Raw genomic sequence first — 19,825 nt, 5'->3', positions numbered from 1 at the left:
TAAGAACGAAGGACATCGTCGCCAGCAGCGCCGCCGCCCTCGTCAGTGATCGGGCTTATAGACCCCCATCCTCACAGACGTCAACAGTCAATTTCAAAAAACCGACAAGATCGAACAACACATTGAAAATAAATAACAAATTCAAACGGAAGTTATCAACAGCCCGAAACAGACCAGCAAAACACCCAAACCAGAACCAGAACCATCGCCCAAATCGGTAAAAACCAAAGTCGCGAACCGCGGAAACACCAGCACTCACGATCCCATCCCTTCAAGTACGTCGACAGAAGCCGACTTTCCGCGGGCAAATTGCTCGTTTTCACGACAAGCCGGACCCAAATCCGGGCGGGCCGCGTTTCACCGAAACGTGACGGTTGGCGCCCAAGGCGCGCATTGACGTCACCGGCACTTGCCTTACCTTCGCGCCGAAACACGGAATGCGGGGGGAGCGTGCGAATGATCGGATGGGCAAGACGATGGGCAGCGGCGGTCGTCGCCACAATCGGCCTTGCCAGCCCGGCGGCTGCCATCGACATCGATAACTGGACCTCCGTCGTCGCGGAAGCCAAGGGCGAGACGGTCTATTTCAACGCCTGGGGCGGTTCGACCAATATCAATGCCTATATCGCCTGGGCCGGCGAACAGATGAAGGCGCGCTACGGCGTCGATGTCGTGCATGTAAAACTCGACGACACCGCCAAGGCGGTCGCAAGTGTGCTTGCGGAAAAATCGGCGGGCAAGGATGTCGCCGGCACCGTCGATCTCATCTGGATCAATGGCGAGAACTTTGCCGCGATGAAGCGGCAGGGCCTGCTACTTAGCCCCGGCTGGGCAACAAGGCTTCCGAACTGGGCCTATGTCGACCACGAGACGAAGCCGACGATCCTCACCGATTTCACCGTGCCGACGGAAGGGCTTGAAAGCCCCTGGGGCGGCGCCAAACTCGTTTTCTTCTATGATTCGGCCCGCACGCCGCCGACCGCGCAGCTGCCCGATTCGGCAAAAGACCTGCTTGCCTGGGCAAAAGCTCATCCTGGGCGCTTCTCCTATCCCCAGCCCCCGGATTTCATCGGCTCGTCTTTCCTAAAGCAGGTGTTGATCGAGCTTGTCGACGACCGGAGCAAGTTGCTGAAGCCGGTGGATGAGACAACCTTTCAGACGGATGTGGAGCCACTCTTTGCCTATCTCGACCAGCTGACGCCCTTCTTATGGCGCAAGGGAAAGGCCTATCCGCAGAACTATCCCGATATGAAGCAGAAGCTGGCGGACGGGGAACTCGACATCATCTTCGCGTTCAATCCCGCCGAAGCCTCGGCCGCGATCGCCAATGGCGAACTGCCGGACAGCGTGCGCTCCTTCGTCTTTTCCGGCGGAACCCTCGGCAACACCCATTTTGTCGCCATTCCCTATAATGCCAATGCAAAGGCGGGCGCGCTGCTGCTTGCAGATTTCCTTCTCTCCCCCGAAGCGCAGTTGCGCAAACAGGAAGCCCGCTTCTGGGGCGACCCGACAGTGCTGGCAATGCCGAAACTGTCGGACGCGGACCGGGCCGCCTTTGCCGCCCTCGATCTCGGCGTCGCGACATTGCCGCCCGATCGGCTCGGCCCGGCCCTCGACGAACCGCATCCCGACTGGATGGTGCGGATCGAGGCCGAATGGATCCGTCGATATGGCGCCGCCAACTAGGGCTGAGCGTCCGCGCAGCCGGACATCCCTGTGAGGGACTTCCTGCGGCGGAGTACAGGCGCCGGCCTTGCCGTGATGCTGTGCCTGCCGGTGCTGGCCGGCCTGGCCGGCACCCTGCTGCCGGCCTTCGGCTACCTGCCGGCACTCGGCGGCGCACAGCTCACGCTCGGGCATTTCGCGGAGCTGGCCGCCCAACCGCATATCCTGCGTTCGGCCCTGGTCAGTCTGGCGGCGGGGCTGACCAGCACGTTCGTCGCCCTTGTGGTGGTCGCCACCTTCGTCGCCGGCTTTGCCGGCACGCGGCCCTTCGCCTTCATCCAGCATCTGCTTTCGCCGCTGCTGGCTGTTCCGCACGCCGCATCCGCATTTGCGATCGCCTTTCTGATCGCGCCGTCCGGCTTCCTGCTTCGGCTCGTTTCTCCCGGACTCACTGGCTTCCTGCAGCCGCCGGACTGGCTCATCCCGAACGATCCGCTCGGCCTGTCGATGATATCCGGCCTCGTCGCCAAGGAGATGCCGTTTCTGCTACTGGTGATGCTGGCCGCGCTGCCGCAGCTGCCCCTGGCAAATGCGCGACGCCTGATGTCGGCACTCGGCTATGGCCGGGTCCCGGGCTTTGTCGTCGCGCTCTGGCCGCTGCTTTACCGGCAGATCCGGCTGCCGGTTTTCGCGGTGCTGGTCTATTCGACCTCGGTGGTCGACGTCGCGATGATCCTTGGGCCCCGACTGCCGCCGACATTGCCGGTGCGCGTCGCCCAATGGCTGGCCGACGACGACGTCGGCGCCCGTTTCCTCGCCTCGGCCGGCGCCGTGCTGCAGCTTGCGCTCAGCCTGTTCGCGATCGTGACTTGGATCGGCGTTGAACGGCTTGGGCGCCTTTGCCACCGGCGCCTGAGTTCTTCGGGAAAACGCCTGTCCGACGATGGACTTCTTCGCCTGGCCGCGGCCGCGATAACGGCCTTGTCTGCGGCGTTCATCTTCGCCGGTCTCGGTCTGCTCGCCCTGTGGTCGATCGCAGGACTATGGCCTTTTCCGGATAGTCTGCCGGCAAGCCTTACACTCAGAGTATGGGGACGCGCCCTTGCGGAGCTCGCCGGACCTCTGGCAACCACCGTTACCATCGGCTTGCTGTCGTCGCTCGTCGCGCTTGCGATTGCCATCGGCCTGCTGTCGCGTAGCGCCAACAATTCCGCCGATCGCTGGCTTCCCGTCTTCCTGCCGTTGCTGGTCCCGGAGATCGCCTTCGTGTTCGGACTGCAGGTCCTGACAGTGGTGGCCGGACTTTCGCCATCGATTGCCACCGTTGCGGCCATGCACCTCGTCTTCGTTCTGCCCTATGTGCTGCTGTCGCTGGCACCGCCGTGGCGGGCGCTCGACCGTCGCTACGAACAGATCGCATCGGGACTGGGCAAGTCGCGATTCAAGATCCTGTTGACCATCCGGTTGCCGATGCTGCTTCGCGCCTGCCTGACGGCATTTGCCGTCGGCTTTGCAGTCTCCGTCAGTCTCTACCTGCCGACGGTGCTGATCGGCGCCGGACGGGTGACGACAATCACCACCGAGGCCGTGGCGCTTTCATCCGGCGGAGATCGGCGCGTCATCGGCGTCTATGCGTTGCTGCAGGCGCTGTTGCCGTTCTTGGGTTTTCTCGTTGCATCGCTGGTGCCGCAATTGCTATTCCGCCACCGACGGGCAATGAGGATTTGAATGCAAACACCAGGCAAGACGACGCCTCTGACTTTGTCCGATGTGACGATCCGGCTCGGCGACCGGGTGCTGCTTTCCATTTCGGCGACGGTGATGCCGGGCGACGTGCTGACGATCATGGGCCCATCCGGTTCCGGCAAGTCGACGCTGCTTGCCTATATCGGCGGGTTTCTCGACCCGGCCTTTGTCGCCAGCGGCGCAGTTCTATTCGGGCCGGACGATCTGATCGGCACACCGCCGCAGCAGCGCCACACCGGCATTCTCTTCCAGGACCCGCTGCTGTTTCCGCACCTCTCCGTCGGCGGCAATATCGTCTTTGCCATTCCCGCGGCAATCAAGGGCCGCGACATCAGGCGCCGTCTGGCCGAGGATGCACTTGCTGCGGTCGGGCTCGGCGGGTTCTTCGATCGCGATCCAGAGACCCTGTCGGGTGGGCAAAAAGCGCGCGTCGCCCTCCAGCGCGTGCTTTTATCCGAGCCGCGCCTTCTGCTGCTCGACGAGCCCTTTTCAAAGCTCGACGTGGCGCTGCGTCAGCAGACACGCGAACTGGTCTTTGCCAAGGCCCGCTCCACCGGCCTGCCGACGATCCTTGTGACCCACGACCGAGCGGATGCGGTTGCGGCCGGCGGTGCGCTCATACATATCGGAGCGGAGACACAATCGTGACGCTTACCCTGCCTGCCTTGCCGGTTCGCGAGGTCCTGCCTGAGATCGCCGCGGCACTCGATAGGGCCCGCTCCGTCGTGCTTTCGGCACCGCCCGGCGCCGGCAAGACGACGCTCGTGCCGCTCTTCCTGCTCGGACAGTCCTGGCTGAAAGGCGGCAAGATCATCCTGCTCGAACCGCGGCGGCTCGCGGCCCGGGCGGCGGCCGGCCGCATGGCGGAGCTGCTCGGCGAGAAAGTGGGAGAAACCGTCGGCTACCGCATGCGCCTCGACAACCGGATATCGGCAAAAACCCGGATCGAGGTGGTAACCGAAGGGGTCTTTGCCCGCATGATCCTCGACGATCCGGAGCTGGCGGGCGTCTCGGCGGTGCTGTTCGATGAATTTCACGAGCGCTCGCTCGACGCCGATTTCGGCCTGGCACTGGCGCTCGACGTTCAATCCGCGCTGCGCGACGATCTCAGGATCATCGTCATGTCGGCGACGCTCGACGTCGAGCGGGTTGCAGGATTGCTCGGCGATGCCACCGTCATCGAAAGCCAGGGCCGTAGTTTCCCCATCGACATCCGAAACCAGGACCGCGGCGGCGAGAGCGTCGAGGAGGCCGTCGTGCGCGCCATCGTCGAGGCGCACCGCAGCGAAGAGGGCTCGATCCTTGCCTTTCTGCCGGGACAGGCCGAAATCACCCGCACAGTGGCACGGCTTGCCGACCGGTTCGCAGCCGATACGACGGTCGTCCCACTTTACGGCAACCTGACGCAGAAGGAGCAGGATACGGCGATCCGGCCGGCGCCGAAAGGCACGCGCAAGATCGTCCTTGCCACCTCGATCGCCGAGACCTCGATCACCATCGACGGCGTGCGGATCGTCATCGACAGCGGCCTGCAGCGACTGCCGGTCTTCGAAGCGTCGACCGGCATCACCCGGCTTGAGACCGTGCGCGTCTCGCGCGCGTCGGCCGATCAGCGCGCCGGCCGAGCCGGACGAACGGAGCCGGGTATCGCCATCCGCCTCTGGCATGCCGGCCAGACCGCGGCGCTTGCCGCCTTCACACCGCCGCAGATCCTGGCAAGCGACCTCTCCGGATTGCTGCTCGACATGGCACACTGGGGCGTCAACGATCCCGCAGCGCTTGCCTTCATCGATCCACCACCGGAAACCACCCTCAAGGAAGCGCGAAAGCTGCTGAGCGAACTCGGCGCGCTCGATGGCTCCGGCGCGCTGACACCGAGGGGACGCAAGATCCGCGATCTGGCCCTGCCCCCGCGCCTTGCGGCGATGGCGGTTTCGGCGGCCGAGGAAGGCCAGGGCGAGGCAGCTTGTCTGCTGGCGGTCATGCTGACGGAGCAAGGCCTCGGCGGCAACGCCATCGATCTCGAGGATCGCTTGCGCCGCTTCCGCCAGGAGCGCGGCGACCGCGCCGAGGCATCGCGCAACCTCGCCCGTCGCATGGCGGCGGAACTCAAAGGGGCGCCAAGGTCGAATGAGCCGGTCCAGCCCGGCGCCTTGCTGATGCACGCCTTCCCCGACCGCATCGCGCTTCAGCGCGGTGGTCGAGGGCGGTTCGTGATGGCCAACGGTCGCGGGGCGGAGATCGCCGAGACCGAGCGCCTTGCGGCAGCGAACATGCTCGTGATCGCCGACCTGACGGGTCGCGCCGGCGGCCAGCGCGTGCTTGCGGCAGCCGAACTTTCGCGCGGCGACGTCGACGCGCATATGCCCGAGGCGATCGTGCGGGAGGAGCAAAGCGTCTTCGACCGGGCAAGCCGCCAGGTGCGGGCGCGCCGCGTCACAAGATTGGGCGCGATCATCTTCGAGGAAGCGCCGCTTCCAAGACCGACCGGTGAAAGTGCAGCACGGGCACTCGCCGATGGTGTTCGCCAGCTTGGACTGGCGGTTCTGCCGTTTTCCAAGGAGGCGATGCAGCTGCGCGATCGCATCGGCTTCCTGCATCGCTCGATCGGCGAGCCCTGGCCGGATGTTTCCGATGCAGCCCTGCTTGCGACGCTCGAGGACTGGTTCGTTGCGTTTCAGCACGGCGTCACCGCTATCGCCGATATCAAGGCCGGCGCTCTTTCCGAAGGATTGCTGTCGCTGATCCCGCACGAGCGGCAGCGCGACCTTGCGAAACTGGCGCCGACGCATTTCGAGGCGCCGACGGGGCAACGGCATCCGATCCACTACGACGGCGACGAACCGCTTCTTTCCATTCGGGTGCAGGAACTCTTCGGCCTCAAAAAACATCCTACCATCGGCGACGGTCGGTTGCCGCTGCTGCTCGAGCTGATCTCGCCCGGCCGGCAGCCGATCCAGACCACGCGCGACCTGCCGGGTTTCTGGGCCGGGTCGTGGCGAGATGTTCGGGCTGACATGCGCGGGCGCTATCCCAAACACCCCTGGCCGGAGAACCCGGCAGAGGCCGCGCCGACGACACGGGCCAAGCCGCGTGGTACATGAGGTAACACCCCGGACGGGGCCACTGCATAATTCCTTAAATCGGAAGCGATTTAAGGGGAAAATTATGCAGCAGATTTAAAGCCAGCGACCTTTGCGCGTCGGATTTGACGCGCGGCGCTGTAATGGGACAAGAGCAGGCATGACGGCAGTGGCGCTGGAACACAATGATCCGACCTCGAACAGAAGCCTGCGCCTGCAGACGCTCATTCGCCTGCGCTGGCTTGCGGTCGGCGGACAGTCGATCGCCGTCATCATCACCACGTTGTGGCTGCAGTTTCCGCTGCCTCTGCTTTCCTGCCTGGTGCTGATTGCCACACTAGCGCTGGTCAATACCTACCTCACCCTCCGCTTTCCGCCGACGCACCGCTTGCGACCGCCGGCCGCCTTTGCGCTTCTCGGGCTCGACCTGGCGCAACTGACCGGCCTGCTCTTCATCACCGGCGGGCTCGCCAACCCGTTCGCACCGTTGCTGTGCGTCCCGGTCATCATTTCCTCGGCCTCGCAACCGAAGCCGCACAGCATCGTTCTTGCCGGCCTTGCGGTGATCGGCGTTACCGCCCTTGCCTTCTCGCCGTTCCCCCTGCCCTGGTATCCCGGCACGCTTTTGCTGATGCCGCGGGTGCTGACGGCCGGCATCTGGTTCGCGATCGTGTCGATGACGGCCTTTGCCGCCTTCTACACCTATCGCGTCTCGCTTGAAGCGAGCGAACTGTCGGAGGCGCTGACGGCGACCGAACTGGTGCTCCAGCGCGAAAAGCATCTTTCGCAGCTCGACGGCCTGGCCGCGGCCGCCGCCCATGAGCTCGGCACGCCGCTTGCCACCATCAGCGTCGTTGCCAAGGAAATGGAACGAGAACTCGGCGACGACCCGCGCTTTGGCGAGGACGTGCACCTCTTGCGCAGCCAGAGCGAGCGATGCCGCGACATTCTCAAGCGACTGACGACGCTGTCCTCGGAAAGCGAAGAGCACATGCGGCTTTTGCCGCTATCCTCGCTGATCGAAGAAGTGATGGCGCCGCACCGCGAGTTCGGCATTCATATCAATCTCGTCGAAAAGGGTGACAAGGCAGCGGAACCTGTCGGCAACCGCAACGCCGGGATTCTCTACGGGCTCGGCAACCTGCTGGAAAATGCGGTCGACTATGCCAAGCAGGAAGTGACCGTTACCGTCGAACACACGGCCGAACACGTCAAGGTGACGATCGCGGATGACGGTGACGGATTTGCCCCCGACATTCTGATACGCATCGGCGAACCCTATGTCACGCGAAGGCAGAAGGACGACAGTGCCGGCGGCCTGGGGCTCGGCCTGTTCATCGCCAAGACCCTGCTCGAGCGGTCCGGCGCTCGCCTGCGTTTCGAGAACGGCGGCCCCGATCGCCCCGGCGCCAAGGTCAGCGTCGAATGGCCGCGTGCCCTGATGGATACGAAACTGGCGAAATGACGTTTGGCAGTTTATTGAACCGCATGACAGGAAACCTATAATCTCGGTGAAAACCTTCCGATTTTCGCCCAAGGATTGCGAGAATGACCGAAAAATCGACAGCTTCGCCCACCACGCATGCCCAGGACGCCGAACTGATCGGACCGGACAGAACGCTGCTGCTCGTCGACGATGATGCGCCGTTCCTTCGACGCCTCGCCCGCGCCATGGAAGCGCGCGGCTTCACCGTCGATATCGCCGAGTCCGTTGCCGAAGGCATCGCCAAGGCAAAAGGCAACCCGCCGAAATACGCCGTCATCGACCTGAGACTCGGCGACGGCAGCGGCCTGGACGTGATCGAGGCGATCCGCAGCCGCCGTGACGACACCCGCATGATCATGCTCACCGGCTACGGCAACATCGCAACGGCCGTGAATGCCGTGAAGCTTGGTGCCGTCGACTATCTCGCCAAGCCGGCTGACGCCGACGACATCTTCGCCGCGCTGGTGCAGCGCCAGGGCGAGCGGGTGGAGCCGCCGGAAAACCCGATGTCGGCCGACCGGGTGCGCTGGGAACATATTCAGCGCGTCTACGAGATGTGCGAGCGCAACGTGTCGGAGACAGCGCGCCGGCTCAACATGCACCGCCGGACCCTGCAGCGCATTCTGGCCAAGCGCGCGCCGAAGTAATCAGCCTTCGGCGGACCCGTCGCGGGAGCCGGAAACGATATCGCGAATGGAGTTGCCGAGCTCGCCGTTGCGCTCGGCGGCCCACTCCGCCAGCATCAGCCGCTGGGCGGCGGTGCGGGCAAAGAGCTGCAGCACCGACTTGCGGGTGGCCGGTGCAAGCCGATGTTCCGGTGCGTCGCGGATAATGTGTCCGTCGTAGCCATCCGACAGCAGCAAGCCGCAATCCTCCGGAAAAATATCGAGCGGGACTTCGCCATGGGTGGCGAAGAACAGCCGGTCGCAGTGCTGCCTATAGTCCGGCCATTTGCGATCGACGCGGAAATCCTCAATCGACGTCTTGATCTCCACGATCCAGATTTCGCCCTTTGCCGACAGCGATATGAGATCGGCACGGCGGCCGCTGGCGAGCGTCAATTCCGGCAGCACCGAGTGGCGCAATTCCGCAAAAAGCCGCTGAACCCCGCGACGCACTATGAGCGCGCGATTCGATTGCCGACCGTCCACGAGAGGGTTGTCGCCATGGATAGAGAGAATTGTCATTCGCCTAGACTCTCGTCCGCCACCACTTTTGTTGCAAAAAAGCAAGCGTCACGGAATTTACACTTTCCCGCCGCGTTGTTGCCACGCAATCCCTTGCATAGCCGCATCTAATCGAAAATAACCGGAGTCACTGATGGTCGGGCCGACCCAGTTTTTTCTTTGCTTCTTATTTTAAGAGACTCCTATGCGCTTCCGCAATGCCTTCCTCCTGTGCAGCCTGGCGGCGACACTCGCCATGGCCGGCTGCTCGACAACCTCGACCAAGTCCGAGACGGCAAACGGTGAGCCCGCTCCCGTTGAGCAACAGGTCGCTTCGAATCAGATTTTCTCGGGCGATTATGGCGCAGTTGAGGATCACGGCTACGCGCTGCCCGCCATTCCGATCAACAGGGTCGAAAACCGCTTCCATCGGCAGATCGTCGACTATTCGACGAGCGAACGCCCCGGCACGATCGTCGTCAATACGCCGAATCGCTTCCTCTACTACGTGCTGCCTGGCGGCAAGGCTGTTCGCTACGGCATCGGCGTCGGCAAGGCCGGCTTCGCGTGGGAAGGCGAAGCCTATATCGCCTGGAAGCAGGAATGGCCGATGTGGCACCCGCCGAAGGAAATGGCGGAGCGCAAGCCGGAAGTGGCCAAATATGTCGAAGAAGGCATGGGCCCGGGCCTGAAGAACCCGCTCGGCGCGCGCGCACTCTATCTCTTCAACGACCAGGGCAAGGACACGCTGTTCCGCCTACATGGCACCCCGGAGTGGTCGTCGATCGGCACGGCCGCTTCGTCGGGCTGCATCCGCCTGATGAACCAGGACATCATCGATCTCTATTCGCGCGTTCGTCCGGGCAAGAACGCACGCGTGGTCGTTCAGCAGTAAAACGCGACCAGCAGCATGCAATCAGAAGCCGCCGGGTTCCTCGGCGGCTTTTTTTTGGCCGGGCATTCTCGCGGTCTCCCCTCGACATTGATACGCAGAGTTGCTCGGCTTCCCGCGCTTCAAATCAGGGTGGCTGGCAACTGATTCCGTTGCGATAATTTGTTCAAAAAACGCGCAACTCGGTCGGAAATTCAGCACGTCATTAAGTAAGGGTTATCTAATTAATTAAAAAGTGTGGCCTAGAGAGACCTAGCCAAGGGGGCCGCCATGCTGATCAAGACCAAGCTCGTAGGTGCGATCGCACTGTTGTCACTCATCGCGATCGGCATTGCCGTCTACAGCCAGCATGCGCTTGCCGAAAACAGCGAGACGATGGATGCGGTCTATGCCGACCGCATCGTGCCGCTGAAGAACCTGAAAGCGACGTCGGACGCATTTGCCGTCTCGATCGTCGATGCGGCGCACAAGGTGCGGAACGGAAATGAGACGATGGAGACCGGCCTGGCCTCGGTCAACGACGCTCGGCAGGTGATATCAGCCAATTGGGACGCCTATGTCGCGACCTCGATGACGCCGGAGGAACACAAACTCGTCGAGAACGCCAAGCAGCAGATGGTGGTCGCGATGGATTCGATCGCAACGCTGACCAAGATCCTGTCAGAGCGTGATTCGGCTGCGCTCGACAGTTTCGTTCGGACGGCGCTCTACGAAACCATCGATCCTTTGACCGAGACCATTTCGGAGATCTCCGACCTGCAGGTTCGCCTGTCGGATGAGATCTTTCAGGAACAGCATCGTGAGTTTGAGACGATACGCACCCTCAGCATCGGTATCATCCTGCTCGTCCTAGTACTGGCTGCCGGAACGTACCTGGTTGTTTCACGTGGGGTGATCGGGCCGCTCGGCAGACAGATCGGCGCGATGCGCAAGCTGATCGACGGCCATCTCGACGATGACGGATCAGATGTGACCGGCAAGGACGAAGTCGCGGAAATGGCCCGCGCCATCCAGTCGTTCCGGGAAGCCGCCCGATCCAACCTTCGCCTGCAGGCCGAGGCTGAGGAAAGCCGCCGCAATGGCGAAGTGCAACGCACGAGAATGCAGGTTGAGGCCGAGCAGGCCGCGCAGCAGAGGTTGATCCAGGCGACGTCAGGTCTTGCGACCGGCCTGCAGCGGCTGGCGGACGGTGATCTTGCCGTGCGGCTGGAGGAACCCTTCTCCGCAGAATTCGAGCAATTGCGTCACGACCTCAACAAGGCTGCGGCACAGCTCAACGATGCCATGCTCGCGGTCGCCGACAGCGCCGGCAACATCGGCATGGGCACACGAGAAATCAGCCAGAGCGCCGATGACCTGTCGAAACGCACGGAGCAGCAGGCGGCATCGCTGGAGGAAACGGCAGCGGCTCTCGACCAGATCACCGCCAATGTCAGCAACTCCTCGCGCCGGACGGAGGAAGCGCGCGACGTGGCGGGCGAAGCGAAGACCAGCGCGACGCAATCGGCCGTCGTCGTGGCGAATGCCGTCGAGGCGATGCGACGGATCGAAGAGTCGTCCAGCCAGATTTCGAGCATCATCGGCGTGATCGACGAAATCGCCTTCCAGACCAACCTTTTGGCGCTGAACGCCGGGGTCGAGGCAGCGCGGGCGGGCGAAGCCGGCAAGGGCTTTGCGGTCGTGGCGCAGGAAGTGCGCGAATTGGCGCAGCGCTCGGCAAAAGCCGCCAAGGAGATCAAGGAGCTGATTCGCAGCTCCAGCTCGGAAGTCGAGAGCGGGGTACGGCTGGTGCGCGACACCGGCGAGGCGCTTAGGACGATCGAGGCGCACGTCATCACGATCAATGAGCATATGGCTGCCATCGCCACATCGGCCCGGGAACAGTCCGTCGGGCTGGCCGAGGTCAATACCGCCGTCAACCAGATGGATCAGGTGACCCAGCGCAACGCCGCCATGGTCGAGGAGGCGAACGCCGCGTCGGCGACCCTCGCCCAGGAGGGCACCAACCTTCGGGCCCTGATCGGTAGGTTCCAACTGTCGGGAGAGAGCAGCGCCGCCCGTCAGACGGAAGGGCGACGGACCGTCCCGCGTTCCGTCGCCACCGCTCAGCACGTGGACGTGAGATCCAAGGCCTCCTCTGCGCGACCCGTCATGCCTACGGTACACGGCAACACCGCATTGTCGACCGAGGGCTGGGCGGAGTTCTAACCCGGCTTTCACGAGCCCGGCGCCGCCCGATCAGGCGGCCAGCCGGGCCTTCAACTCGCGGCGACGGCGGTGCAGGACCGGTTCGGTATAGCCGTTCGGCTGTTCCCGGCCCTTGAGCACGAGATCGAGTGCCGCCTGGAAGGCGATCGAGCCGTCGAAATTGCCGGCCATCGCCACATACTGCGGATCATCGGCGTTCTGGCCGTCGACGACGGCGGCCATGCGCTTCATCGTCTCGACCACTTGGCGCTCGGCGACGACACCGTGGTGCAGCCAGTTGGCCATGTGCTGCGCCGAAATCCGCAGCGTGGCGCGATCCTCCATCAGGCCGATGTTGTTGATATCAGGCACCTTGGAGCAACCGACGCCCTGGTCGACCCAGCGCACGACGTAGCCGAGAATACCCTGCGCATTGTTGTCGAGCTCTCGCTGGATCTCGTCCGCCGTCCAGTTCGGACGGGTTGCGACCGGAACCGACAGAATATCGCTGAGCTTGGCCCGGGCCCGGCTCTTCAGGCCAGCCTGGACATCGGTGACATTGACCCGGTGATAGTGGGTGGCGTGCAGGGTCGCCGCGGTCGGCGACGGCACCCAGGCGGTGTTGGCGCCGGCCTTCGGATGCGCGATCTTCTGCTCCAGCATCGCCGCCATCAGGTCGGGCATGGCCCACATGCCCTTGCCGATCTGTGCGTGGCCGGAAAGCCCGCATTCGAGACCGATGTCGACGTTCCAGTTTTCGTAAGCCGCGATCCATGCAGCCTGTTTCATGTCGCCCTTGCGGATCATCGGGCCCGCTTCCATCGAGGTATGGATCTCGTCGCCGGTGCGATCGAGGAAGCCGGTGTTGATGAAGACGACGCGTTCGCGCGCGGCGCGGATGCACTCCTTGAGGTTGACCGTCGTGCGGCGTTCCTCGTCCATGATGCCCATCTTCATGGTGTTCTCAGGCATGCCGAGCGCCGCCTCGACGCGCGAGAAGATCTCGCAGGCGAAGGCGACCTCTTCCGGCCCGTGCATCTTCGGCTTGACGACATACATCGAACCCTCGCGAGAGTTCATGCGGCGGCCGCCCTCGCCAATGTCGTGCAACGCGATCAGCGCGGTTGCCATCGCATCCATGATGCCTTCCGGCACCTCGTTTCCTTCGCGATCAAGGATAGCCGGATTCGTCATCAGGTGCCCGACATTGCGCACGAGCATCAGCGAGCGGCCCGGCAAGGTCAGGGTTCCGCCGCCCGGCGCCGTGTAGACACGGTCGGCGTTGAGACGGCGCGTGAAGGTGCGGCCGCCCTTGGCGACTTCTTCCTCGAGATCGGCCTTCATCAGGCCGAGCCAGTTCCTGTAGACGACGATCTTGTCTTCGGCGTCGACGGCGGCAATGGAGTCTTCGCAATCCATGATCGTGGTGATCGCGGATTCGAGAATGACGTCGGAAATATGGGCCGGGTCATCCTTGCCGATCGGCGTGGTCGCATCGAGAACGACGACGGCATGCAGATTGTTGTGCCGGAGAACGATCTGTGACGGCGCGTCAGCCGAACCCGCATAGCCGGCAAACTGCGCGGAATTGCGAAGCGTCGTCTTCGCTCCGCCTGCAAGCGTTACCGAAAGGCTGCCGGAGGCGATCGTCAGCGACGCGACATCCGTCCAGCTGCCGTTTTCCAGCGGTGCGCTCGCGTCGAGGAAGTCGCGCGCCCAGGCAATGACCTTGGCGCCGCGCTTGGCGTTATAGCCGCGTCCCTTTTCCGCACCGTCTTCGTCGGAAATGGCGTCGGTGCCGTAGAGCGCGTCGTAGAGCGAGCCCCAGCGTGCGTTGGCAGCGTTGAGGGCATAGCGGGCGTTCATGACGGGAACAACGAGTTGCGGACCGGCGATCGTTGCGATCTCCGGATCGACATTGCCTGTCGAAACGGAAAAGCCGGGGCCTTCGGGCAGGAGGTAACCGATCTCCTTCAGAAAGCCCTGATAGGCTTCGAGGTCGCTCGGCGCACCATTTTCGCGATACCAGGCGTCGATCCTGGCCTGCAGATCGTCGCGCTTGGCGAGCAAGGCGCGGTTCTTCGGCGCAAGGCCATGAACGATCTCCGCCAGCGCGGCAAAAAACCGCTCGGCATCGACGCCCGTGCCCGGCATCGCCTCGTCGACCAGAAAGTCATGCAGACCAGCATCGATCTTCAATCCGTACTTCTCAATGCGGTCCATCTTCTAACTCCTTAAAATAGGCCATTCGCGCGCGTGAAAGGCCGGCAGTTTCTCACCAATTCATTCCCTGTCAATTCAGCAAGGATGCTAAGAATTGTTTCCAAAATCGAAAAGATCATCCATGGGCAATGCGCGGCCTGCCGCTCGCGGACGCGATGAAGCGTGCCTCGACCAGCTTGCGGCTCCCCTCGACCTCGGGGGCGTCGATCTCTTCCCGCAGCATCGAGGCCGGCTCGTCGGCACCGTTGGTGCGAGCAGCTTCGAGCGCCATCGTTTCGGCCCGACGCCGCGCCGCTGAAAACGCCTGCTCCTGATCGAGAAAACGCTCGCTCACCCCCGCCCCGTTGACAATGAAGATGCCCTCTTCCGGCGTGGTGACGAACACGGTGACGGATGCCCGCACCTGGCCGACGACCGCACCCACCGCATTCGCCACGTCGGCCTCATCAGGAATAGCGGGCTCAGTGCCGAGCATGCCGGCGATGGCGGGATAGTAGACCGGAGCCGAGGCGCCCAGGCCGACGAGTGGGCGATCGAGGCCGATCGAAAATCGCACGATGCCCGGCGCGCGCCTGAGCGCACGGTCGACCGCCTGCGAGACCGCCGGGTCGATGGCCCCCGCCCCGTCTTCGCCGAGACAGGCCTGCAGGATGACTTCGGACGATTGGCGCGTGACGCGGTCGACGATCATCTCAGCCATTTTCTCGGGGGATGCGGCAATCGGCTGGCCAGAGCCGTCGCGGGTGCGCGCCGCAAGTTCGATGCCGAGACGCGCACCCTCGGCGCTCCATTGCGACTGTCGGCCGAGCACATGCATCGCGTCGGAGGGCGTCAGCCCGCAGATATGGACCAGGCCTCGCGCCACCAGCCGGTCCAGCGTTGCCCGCTGCGGCGTGGATGTCAGCAGGTTTTCCAGCGAGATCGGCACTGCGCCGATGCGCTCGTAAAGCGCCTGCTCCTGTGGTTGCAGACCGCTGGCCAGGTGGTCGGGGAGACCGGTGCGTACGGCCAGCCGACCGTTGTGACGGCCGACATGCTGAGCCCGCAACTGCCTTTCGAGCACGGACAACACCGCATCGCCATGCAATGCAGCCGCAAGGCTGAGCGGCATCAGCCGCCGCGGCCCAAGATCGATCTTCGCTTTCAGCCCGCGATCATTGATGCGAACCTCCGAATCGCCGCCGAGACCATAGGTCCGCATCGCCACCGCCTCGACCATGGTGCGGAAGCCGCCGACCACCGCACCTTCGGCGTCGAGCCGCGGACGACCCCGGTCGAGCACAGCGACATCCGTCGTTGTGCCGCCGATATCCGAGACGACGGCATTGTCGAGGCCGGTCAGGTGCCGCGCGCCGACAAGGCTGGCGGCGGGTCCGGAGAGGATCGTCTCGATCGGCCGGAGCCTCGCCTCTTCGGCCGAGATCAAGGCGCCATCGCCGCGCACCACCATCATTGGCACATCGATGCCACGGGATTTCAGAAAGCCTTCGCAAGAGCCGATCAGGCGGTCGATCATCGAGACGAGCCGGGCGTTCAGAAGTGTCGTCAGCGCCCGGCGCGGGCCACCGAGCTTTGAAGAGAGCTCATGGCTGCAGGTGACCGGCAGATGCGAGACTTCGCGGATGCGGTCGCGCACCCGCTTCTCGTGATCCGGATTGCGGACGGCGAAATAGCCGGCGATCGCGAAGGAGGAAACCTGAGCGGCCAGGATCGGCAGGGCCTCGTCAAGCGCGGTCATGTCGAGTGGCGTCTCGCCGCCGTGAACGTTGTGACCGCCCGGCAGGAATATGACCGGATCGGAGCCGAGCGCGTCCTGCAGCCCGTCGCGCTTGAGGTCGTCGGGGCCAAAGCCGATCATCACCAGGCCGGCACGGCCGCCCTGGCCCTCGACGAGCGCGTTGGTGGCAAGGGTGGTCGACAACGACACGAGGCTGATGGCGGAGGCCGGGACATCTGCCTTTTGCAACACCTGCTCGACCGCGCCGGAAATCCCGACGGCCAGATCGTGCCGCGTCGTCAGCGCCTTTGCCTTGGCGACGACACCCGCCGTTTCGCTGAAGAGAACGGCGTCGGTGTAGGTTCCACCGGTATCGATGCCGAGAAGAAAATGGGACGTCAATTCAAACCAGTCCAGTGTTTCGGCCGGGGCAGCCCGGGTTCATTGGGGATCGATCCGGTGATATGACATATTGGAAGAGAAGGCCATCGTGTCGCGGACATTCGCGATCAGCAGAGCGACATGATACGAACGGGGGTGCGGCATGACATTTTCCAGAGGTTCGGCGGTCGCCGGCATGCTTGCCGCGGCATTGCTTTTCGCCCAGCCCGGCGGCGCACAGGACGCAGCCGAGGAAGAGGAATACAAGCCGCAACTGCCCGATGTGTCGATCTACAAGGCGATGCTCGATGCCAACAAGCAGACGGGGTGGATCCAGTTTCGCAACTACGACGACCGGCAGCTGATCTATTTTACCGCATTGCAAACGATGCATTGCCGGCTATCGGAAATCCGCTACTCGATCAATTCGGACGCTCTCGACAAGCGCTTCCCGCTGGCCAAGTGCAATCCGCAGATCCCCTTCAACCTGCCCGCCGACGAAACGGCCGAGTATGTCTACATCTCACTGCCCGCAAACGAAGCCAAGACGCTGACGATCCAGGCGGTCTGGGACGACGGCGCCGGCAGCGAGATCGTCGTCTACAAGCCCTGCGACAATGTCGGGGATGCGACCTGTGCCGCGATCAAGACGATCAAGAAGCCATCGAAGCAACTGCCACAGCCGATGCCCGCCGACTCACCGGTACGCGGCGTACAATCGCCCATTCCCGGCAAGACCTTCAGCGAACCGAAACCCTCATCGGCAAGCCGCCCCGCGGTTGAGTAGTCAGCCTCTGCACCGGCCATGGCTGCGTTTCTTCGGTAACGTCGAAGCGGAACCGGTGCATCAGGACGGCAAGGGCGATGACGGCCTCCTGCAGCGCGAAGGTCGCGCCGATGCAGATGCGTGGCCCCGCCCCGAAAGGCAGATACTGAAAGCGGTGCAGCTTCTCGCGGTTTTCCGGCAGGAAACGCTCGGGCATGAAAGCACGTGGGCGGTCCCAGTAGAGCACGTGTCGATGCAGTGTCCATGGCATCACCAGCACCGCAATCCCCTTGGGTATCCGCACACGCTCGCCGGTCGGCGATGTCCACTCGTCGTCCTCGATCGCAGCGCGATTGATCGATGGCGCCGGCGGGTAGAGCCGCATCGCCTCCTCGAAGGCGGCCAGCACATGCGGCATCAGGTTCAGCCATTCGACCGGTTCGGCACCGCTCCTGAGCACCTCATCGATCTCCGCCTCCATGGTCTCGCGGAAAGCCGGCGTGTTGGCGACGCAATAGAGCGTCCAGGCAAGCGCCCGGGCGGTGGTCTCGTGCCCCGCGCCGATGAAGGTGAGGATATTGTCCTCGATCTCCGCGGTCGAAAGACCATTCGCGCCCTCCGTCTGCAGCAGCAGGGTAAGGAAATCGTTGGGCGTGCCGGCGGGGTCCGTCGCCATGCGCCGGCGTCTCAGCGCCATCGTTTCCGAAACGATCGCGCGAAAGCGGTTCATGACCTTCTTGCCGCCGATGCGCGTCAGGCGTGGCAGCCATTCCGGCGCCAACAGAATGTCCATCGGATCGACGCGCCCCATGCGGTGGAGAAGCTCTTCGACACTCTGGACGAAGCCCTCCCTTTCGACCGCGACCTCGCCGGAAAACAGCGTTTCCGCCAGGATATCGAAGGTCAGTTCGGTCATGTCGCTGGCGACATTGGTGGTGAACGGTTTCACCTTCGCCTGCGCGTAGCGCTCGACGAACTCTTCCGACCGACGCAGCATCTGCCCGGCAAATCCCTTGGCGTGGCGCGGGGTGAACACCGGCGCAATCGCCTTGCGCGACCGTTTCCAGATCTCGCCTTCGGCAGTCAGAAGACCGTCGCGCAGGATCGGGCGAAGGATCAGCCGCCGGACCTTAGACATCTCATAGTTGCCGACGTTTTCGACGAGGATATAGCGGATGAGGCCGGGATCGTTGACGATCAGGGTGCGCTGGGTGATGAACCTGGTCTCGATCCACGGCAGCGTGTAGGATGGCTCGCCCCAGAGTTCGAGCGGATTGCGCAGAACGGTCTTGATGATCTTCAGGTAGGACGGCACGCCGACCCGAGGAATGGGAGCCGGTGGTTCGAAGGGCTCCGGACGCACGTCCATGGTGATAGGCCTTTCTCGATTGCGCCAGGATTTCAGGTTTTTACGGCGCAATCAAGGAAAGTGCTTCACGTGAATCACAACAGGCCTTCGAGCTCTTGAAGCTTGTCGTTCACCAGCCAGCCGTAATAGTTTTCCTCGGGCCACTGGGTCTCGCCGCCCTGGTTCCTGGCGGCAAGGGCTGCTGCGCGGCGATCGGGGTTGCCGATATTGTAGAGCGTGGCGGTGACGCCGGGATTGCCTGAAATGTCGACGCCGGCGACGGACTTGTAGACGTCGATCGAGTGGCGGATCGAGGCGGCCATATAGGCGAGCGAGACATCAGGATCCATGATCGCCTCATAGACGCCGGCGGCGTTGTTCTCGTCGAGCCGCTCGTAGCCCGACGTCTTCGACACGATATCGGTCAGCATCAGGGCGGTCAGCGGATTGATCTGCCCAAGACCGAAGGTCTGGCCGGCCAAGAAAGGCTGGAAGAAGACGGCACTGAAGCGATTGTCCGGAAAGGACTTGCCACCGACGGATTTGCCGCGGAACTCGCTGTCCCAGACCCGCTCGCGGCAGCTCCACAGCGAATAGGAACTCTTCTTTCCCGTGCAGTCGGCAAACTGCGGACGGGCGACGAAATCAGCCACCGTCTCGCCGTCATAACCGAACTGGAAGCTGTTGCCGGCATAGGCCGCGGCCTTGACGTAATAGGACTGCAGCCGATCGTAGGCGTCGACATTATAGGTGTGTTCGCCGACGATGGCGCCGATCATGTGGATCGGCGCGATGCCATAGGCGCGTGACGTCGACTTGATCTTGCTGATCAGCTGCCGGTCATTGGCAAGCAGATCCCGCACCTTCTCGTATTTGGCATCGAAGGATGTGCGGCCGGCCTTGGTGCGGCGAACGGATGCGCCCGGGATGCCGGGTTGTTCGACGTTCCGGTTGCCCGGCGGAACAACATTGGCCGCCATCGTCTGGCCTGCGGTCAGGCAAAACGTGGCGATAGCGAGCATGCAGGCGGTAAAACGCACGATCTCTTCTTCCTATGAACGGTGGAGACGCCATATCCGGCGGCGCGGCTCCTACGACAGGATCATGTCGGAATAATGCCTCCGGCCACAATCGATTGCGGTTTCCGTGTTAGAAAAAATGAAGG

General features: G+C 63.3%; 14 protein-coding genes. 9 read left to right on the top strand and 5 right to left on the bottom strand.

What is annotated here, in order from left to right; all coding sequences use genetic code 11:
- Positions 1 to 456 precede the first annotated feature (456 nt).
- The 6 genes from BC363_RS14495 to BC363_RS14470 all read left to right on the top strand — a co-directional run bounded on the left by BC363_RS14495 (position 457) and on the right by BC363_RS14470 (position 8,627).
- On the top strand, positions 457 to 1,686 hold the full coding sequence (locus tag BC363_RS14495) for an ABC transporter substrate-binding protein (protein WP_065781641.1): 1,230 nt from the start codon (positions 457 to 459) through the stop codon (positions 1,684 to 1,686).
- 75 nt (positions 1,687 to 1,761) lie between these two features.
- On the top strand, positions 1,762 to 3,393 hold the full coding sequence (locus tag BC363_RS14490) for an ABC transporter permease subunit (RefSeq protein WP_065781640.1): 1,632 nt from the start codon (positions 1,762 to 1,764) through the stop codon (positions 3,391 to 3,393).
- A complete protein-coding gene (locus tag BC363_RS14485) occupies positions 3,394 to 4,059 on the top strand; it encodes an ATP-binding cassette domain-containing protein (protein ID WP_065781639.1) in 666 nt (221 codons plus the stop codon). It begins immediately after the preceding gene.
- Positions 4,056 to 6,515: an ATP-dependent helicase HrpB gene (gene hrpB / locus BC363_RS14480; RefSeq protein ID WP_065781638.1), complete on the top strand. Its 2,460-nt coding sequence runs from the start codon at positions 4,056 to 4,058 to the stop codon at positions 6,513 to 6,515. The genes BC363_RS14485 and hrpB overlap by 4 nt, the downstream gene beginning before the upstream one ends.
- Positions 6,516 to 6,654: 139 nt before the next feature.
- On the top strand, positions 6,655 to 7,959 hold the full coding sequence (locus BC363_RS14475; protein WP_065781637.1) for an ActS/PrrB/RegB family redox-sensitive histidine kinase: 1,305 nt from the start codon (positions 6,655 to 6,657) through the stop codon (positions 7,957 to 7,959).
- An 83-nt stretch (positions 7,960 to 8,042) separates the two neighbouring features.
- On the top strand, positions 8,043 to 8,627 hold the full coding sequence (locus BC363_RS14470) for an ActR/PrrA/RegA family redox response regulator transcription factor (protein ID WP_065781636.1): 585 nt from the start codon (positions 8,043 to 8,045) through the stop codon (positions 8,625 to 8,627).
- On the opposite strand, the gene BC363_RS14465 is transcribed toward BC363_RS14470, so the two are convergent.
- A complete protein-coding gene (locus BC363_RS14465) occupies positions 8,628 to 9,167 on the bottom strand; it encodes an MmcB family DNA repair protein (RefSeq protein ID WP_065781635.1) in 540 nt (179 codons plus the stop codon).
- A 184-nt stretch (positions 9,168 to 9,351) separates the two neighbouring features.
- Between BC363_RS14465 and BC363_RS14460 the strand changes: the two genes are divergently transcribed.
- Both BC363_RS14460 and BC363_RS14455 read left to right on the top strand, forming a co-directional pair.
- Complete coding sequence (locus BC363_RS14460; protein ID WP_065781634.1) at positions 9,352 to 10,041, top strand: L,D-transpeptidase; 690 nt, start codon at positions 9,352 to 9,354, stop codon at positions 10,039 to 10,041.
- Between the two features lie 267 nt (positions 10,042 to 10,308).
- Positions 10,309 to 12,246: a methyl-accepting chemotaxis protein gene (locus BC363_RS14455; RefSeq protein ID WP_065781633.1), complete on the top strand. Its 1,938-nt coding sequence runs from the start codon at positions 10,309 to 10,311 to the stop codon at positions 12,244 to 12,246.
- 30 nt (positions 12,247 to 12,276) lie between these two features.
- On the opposite strand, the gene BC363_RS14450 is transcribed toward BC363_RS14455, so the two are convergent.
- Together BC363_RS14450 and BC363_RS14445 are read right to left on the bottom strand one after the other, a co-directional pair.
- The gene (locus BC363_RS14450; protein ID WP_065781632.1) at positions 12,277 to 14,448 is read right to left on the bottom strand and encodes a malate synthase G; all 2,172 of its coding nucleotides are present in this window, start codon (positions 14,446 to 14,448) and stop codon (positions 12,277 to 12,279) included.
- Between the two features lie 115 nt (positions 14,449 to 14,563).
- Entirely contained in the window at positions 14,564 to 16,567 is a 2,004-nt protein-coding gene (locus BC363_RS14445) for a hydantoinase/oxoprolinase family protein (RefSeq protein WP_065781631.1), read from the bottom strand.
- Positions 16,568 to 16,709: 142 nt separating this feature from the next.
- On the opposite strand from BC363_RS14445, the gene BC363_RS14440 reads away from it, so the two are divergent.
- Complete coding sequence (locus BC363_RS14440; protein ID WP_139109980.1) at positions 16,710 to 17,333, top strand: hypothetical protein; 624 nt, start codon at positions 16,710 to 16,712, stop codon at positions 17,331 to 17,333.
- Here the strand turns inward: BC363_RS14440 and BC363_RS14435 are convergent.
- Complete coding sequence (locus tag BC363_RS14435; protein WP_065781629.1) at positions 17,287 to 18,681, bottom strand: cytochrome P450; 1,395 nt, start codon at positions 18,679 to 18,681, stop codon at positions 17,287 to 17,289. The genes BC363_RS14440 and BC363_RS14435 overlap by 47 nt on opposite strands.
- Positions 18,682 to 18,755: 74 nt before the next feature.
- On the bottom strand, positions 18,756 to 19,700 hold the full coding sequence (locus tag BC363_RS14430) for a DUF1402 family protein (protein WP_141690307.1): 945 nt from the start codon (positions 19,698 to 19,700) through the stop codon (positions 18,756 to 18,758).
- Between the last annotated feature and the right edge of the window lie 125 nt (positions 19,701 to 19,825).

It is taken from the genome of Ensifer sp. LC384, assembly GCF_001695865.1.
In the GTDB taxonomy this organism is placed as follows: domain Bacteria; phylum Pseudomonadota; class Alphaproteobacteria; order Rhizobiales; family Rhizobiaceae; genus Ensifer.
Note: the sequence above shows the minus strand (reverse complement) of the source record. Positions and strands in the feature narration are given on the sequence as shown.

Bases quoted from the DNA above. Each gene is read 5' to 3' on its own strand.
- BC363_RS14495 (WP_065781641.1), top strand. From the start codon at position 457: ATGATCGGATGGGCAAGACGATGGGCAGCGGCGGTCGTCGCCACAATC.
- BC363_RS14490 (WP_065781640.1), top strand. From the start codon at position 1,762: ATGCTGTGCCTGCCGGTGCTGGCCGGCCTGGCCGGCACCCTGCTGCCG.
- BC363_RS14485 (WP_065781639.1), top strand. From the start codon at position 3,394: ATGCAAACACCAGGCAAGACGACGCCTCTGACTTTGTCCGATGTGACG.
- BC363_RS14475 (WP_065781637.1), top strand. From the start codon at position 6,655: ATGACGGCAGTGGCGCTGGAACACAATGATCCGACCTCGAACAGAAGC.
- BC363_RS14470 (WP_065781636.1), top strand. From the start codon at position 8,043: ATGACCGAAAAATCGACAGCTTCGCCCACCACGCATGCCCAGGACGCC.
- BC363_RS14465 (WP_065781635.1), bottom strand. From the start codon at position 9,167: ATGACAATTCTCTCTATCCATGGCGACAACCCTCTCGTGGACGGTCGG.
- BC363_RS14460 (WP_065781634.1), top strand. From the start codon at position 9,352: ATGCGCTTCCGCAATGCCTTCCTCCTGTGCAGCCTGGCGGCGACACTC.
- BC363_RS14455 (WP_065781633.1), top strand. From the start codon at position 10,309: ATGCTGATCAAGACCAAGCTCGTAGGTGCGATCGCACTGTTGTCACTC.
- BC363_RS14450 (WP_065781632.1), bottom strand. From the start codon at position 14,448: ATGGACCGCATTGAGAAGTACGGATTGAAGATCGATGCTGGTCTGCAT.
- BC363_RS14440 (WP_139109980.1), top strand. From the start codon at position 16,710: ATGACATTTTCCAGAGGTTCGGCGGTCGCCGGCATGCTTGCCGCGGCA.
- BC363_RS14435 (WP_065781629.1), bottom strand. From the start codon at position 18,681: ATGGACGTGCGTCCGGAGCCCTTCGAACCACCGGCTCCCATTCCTCGG.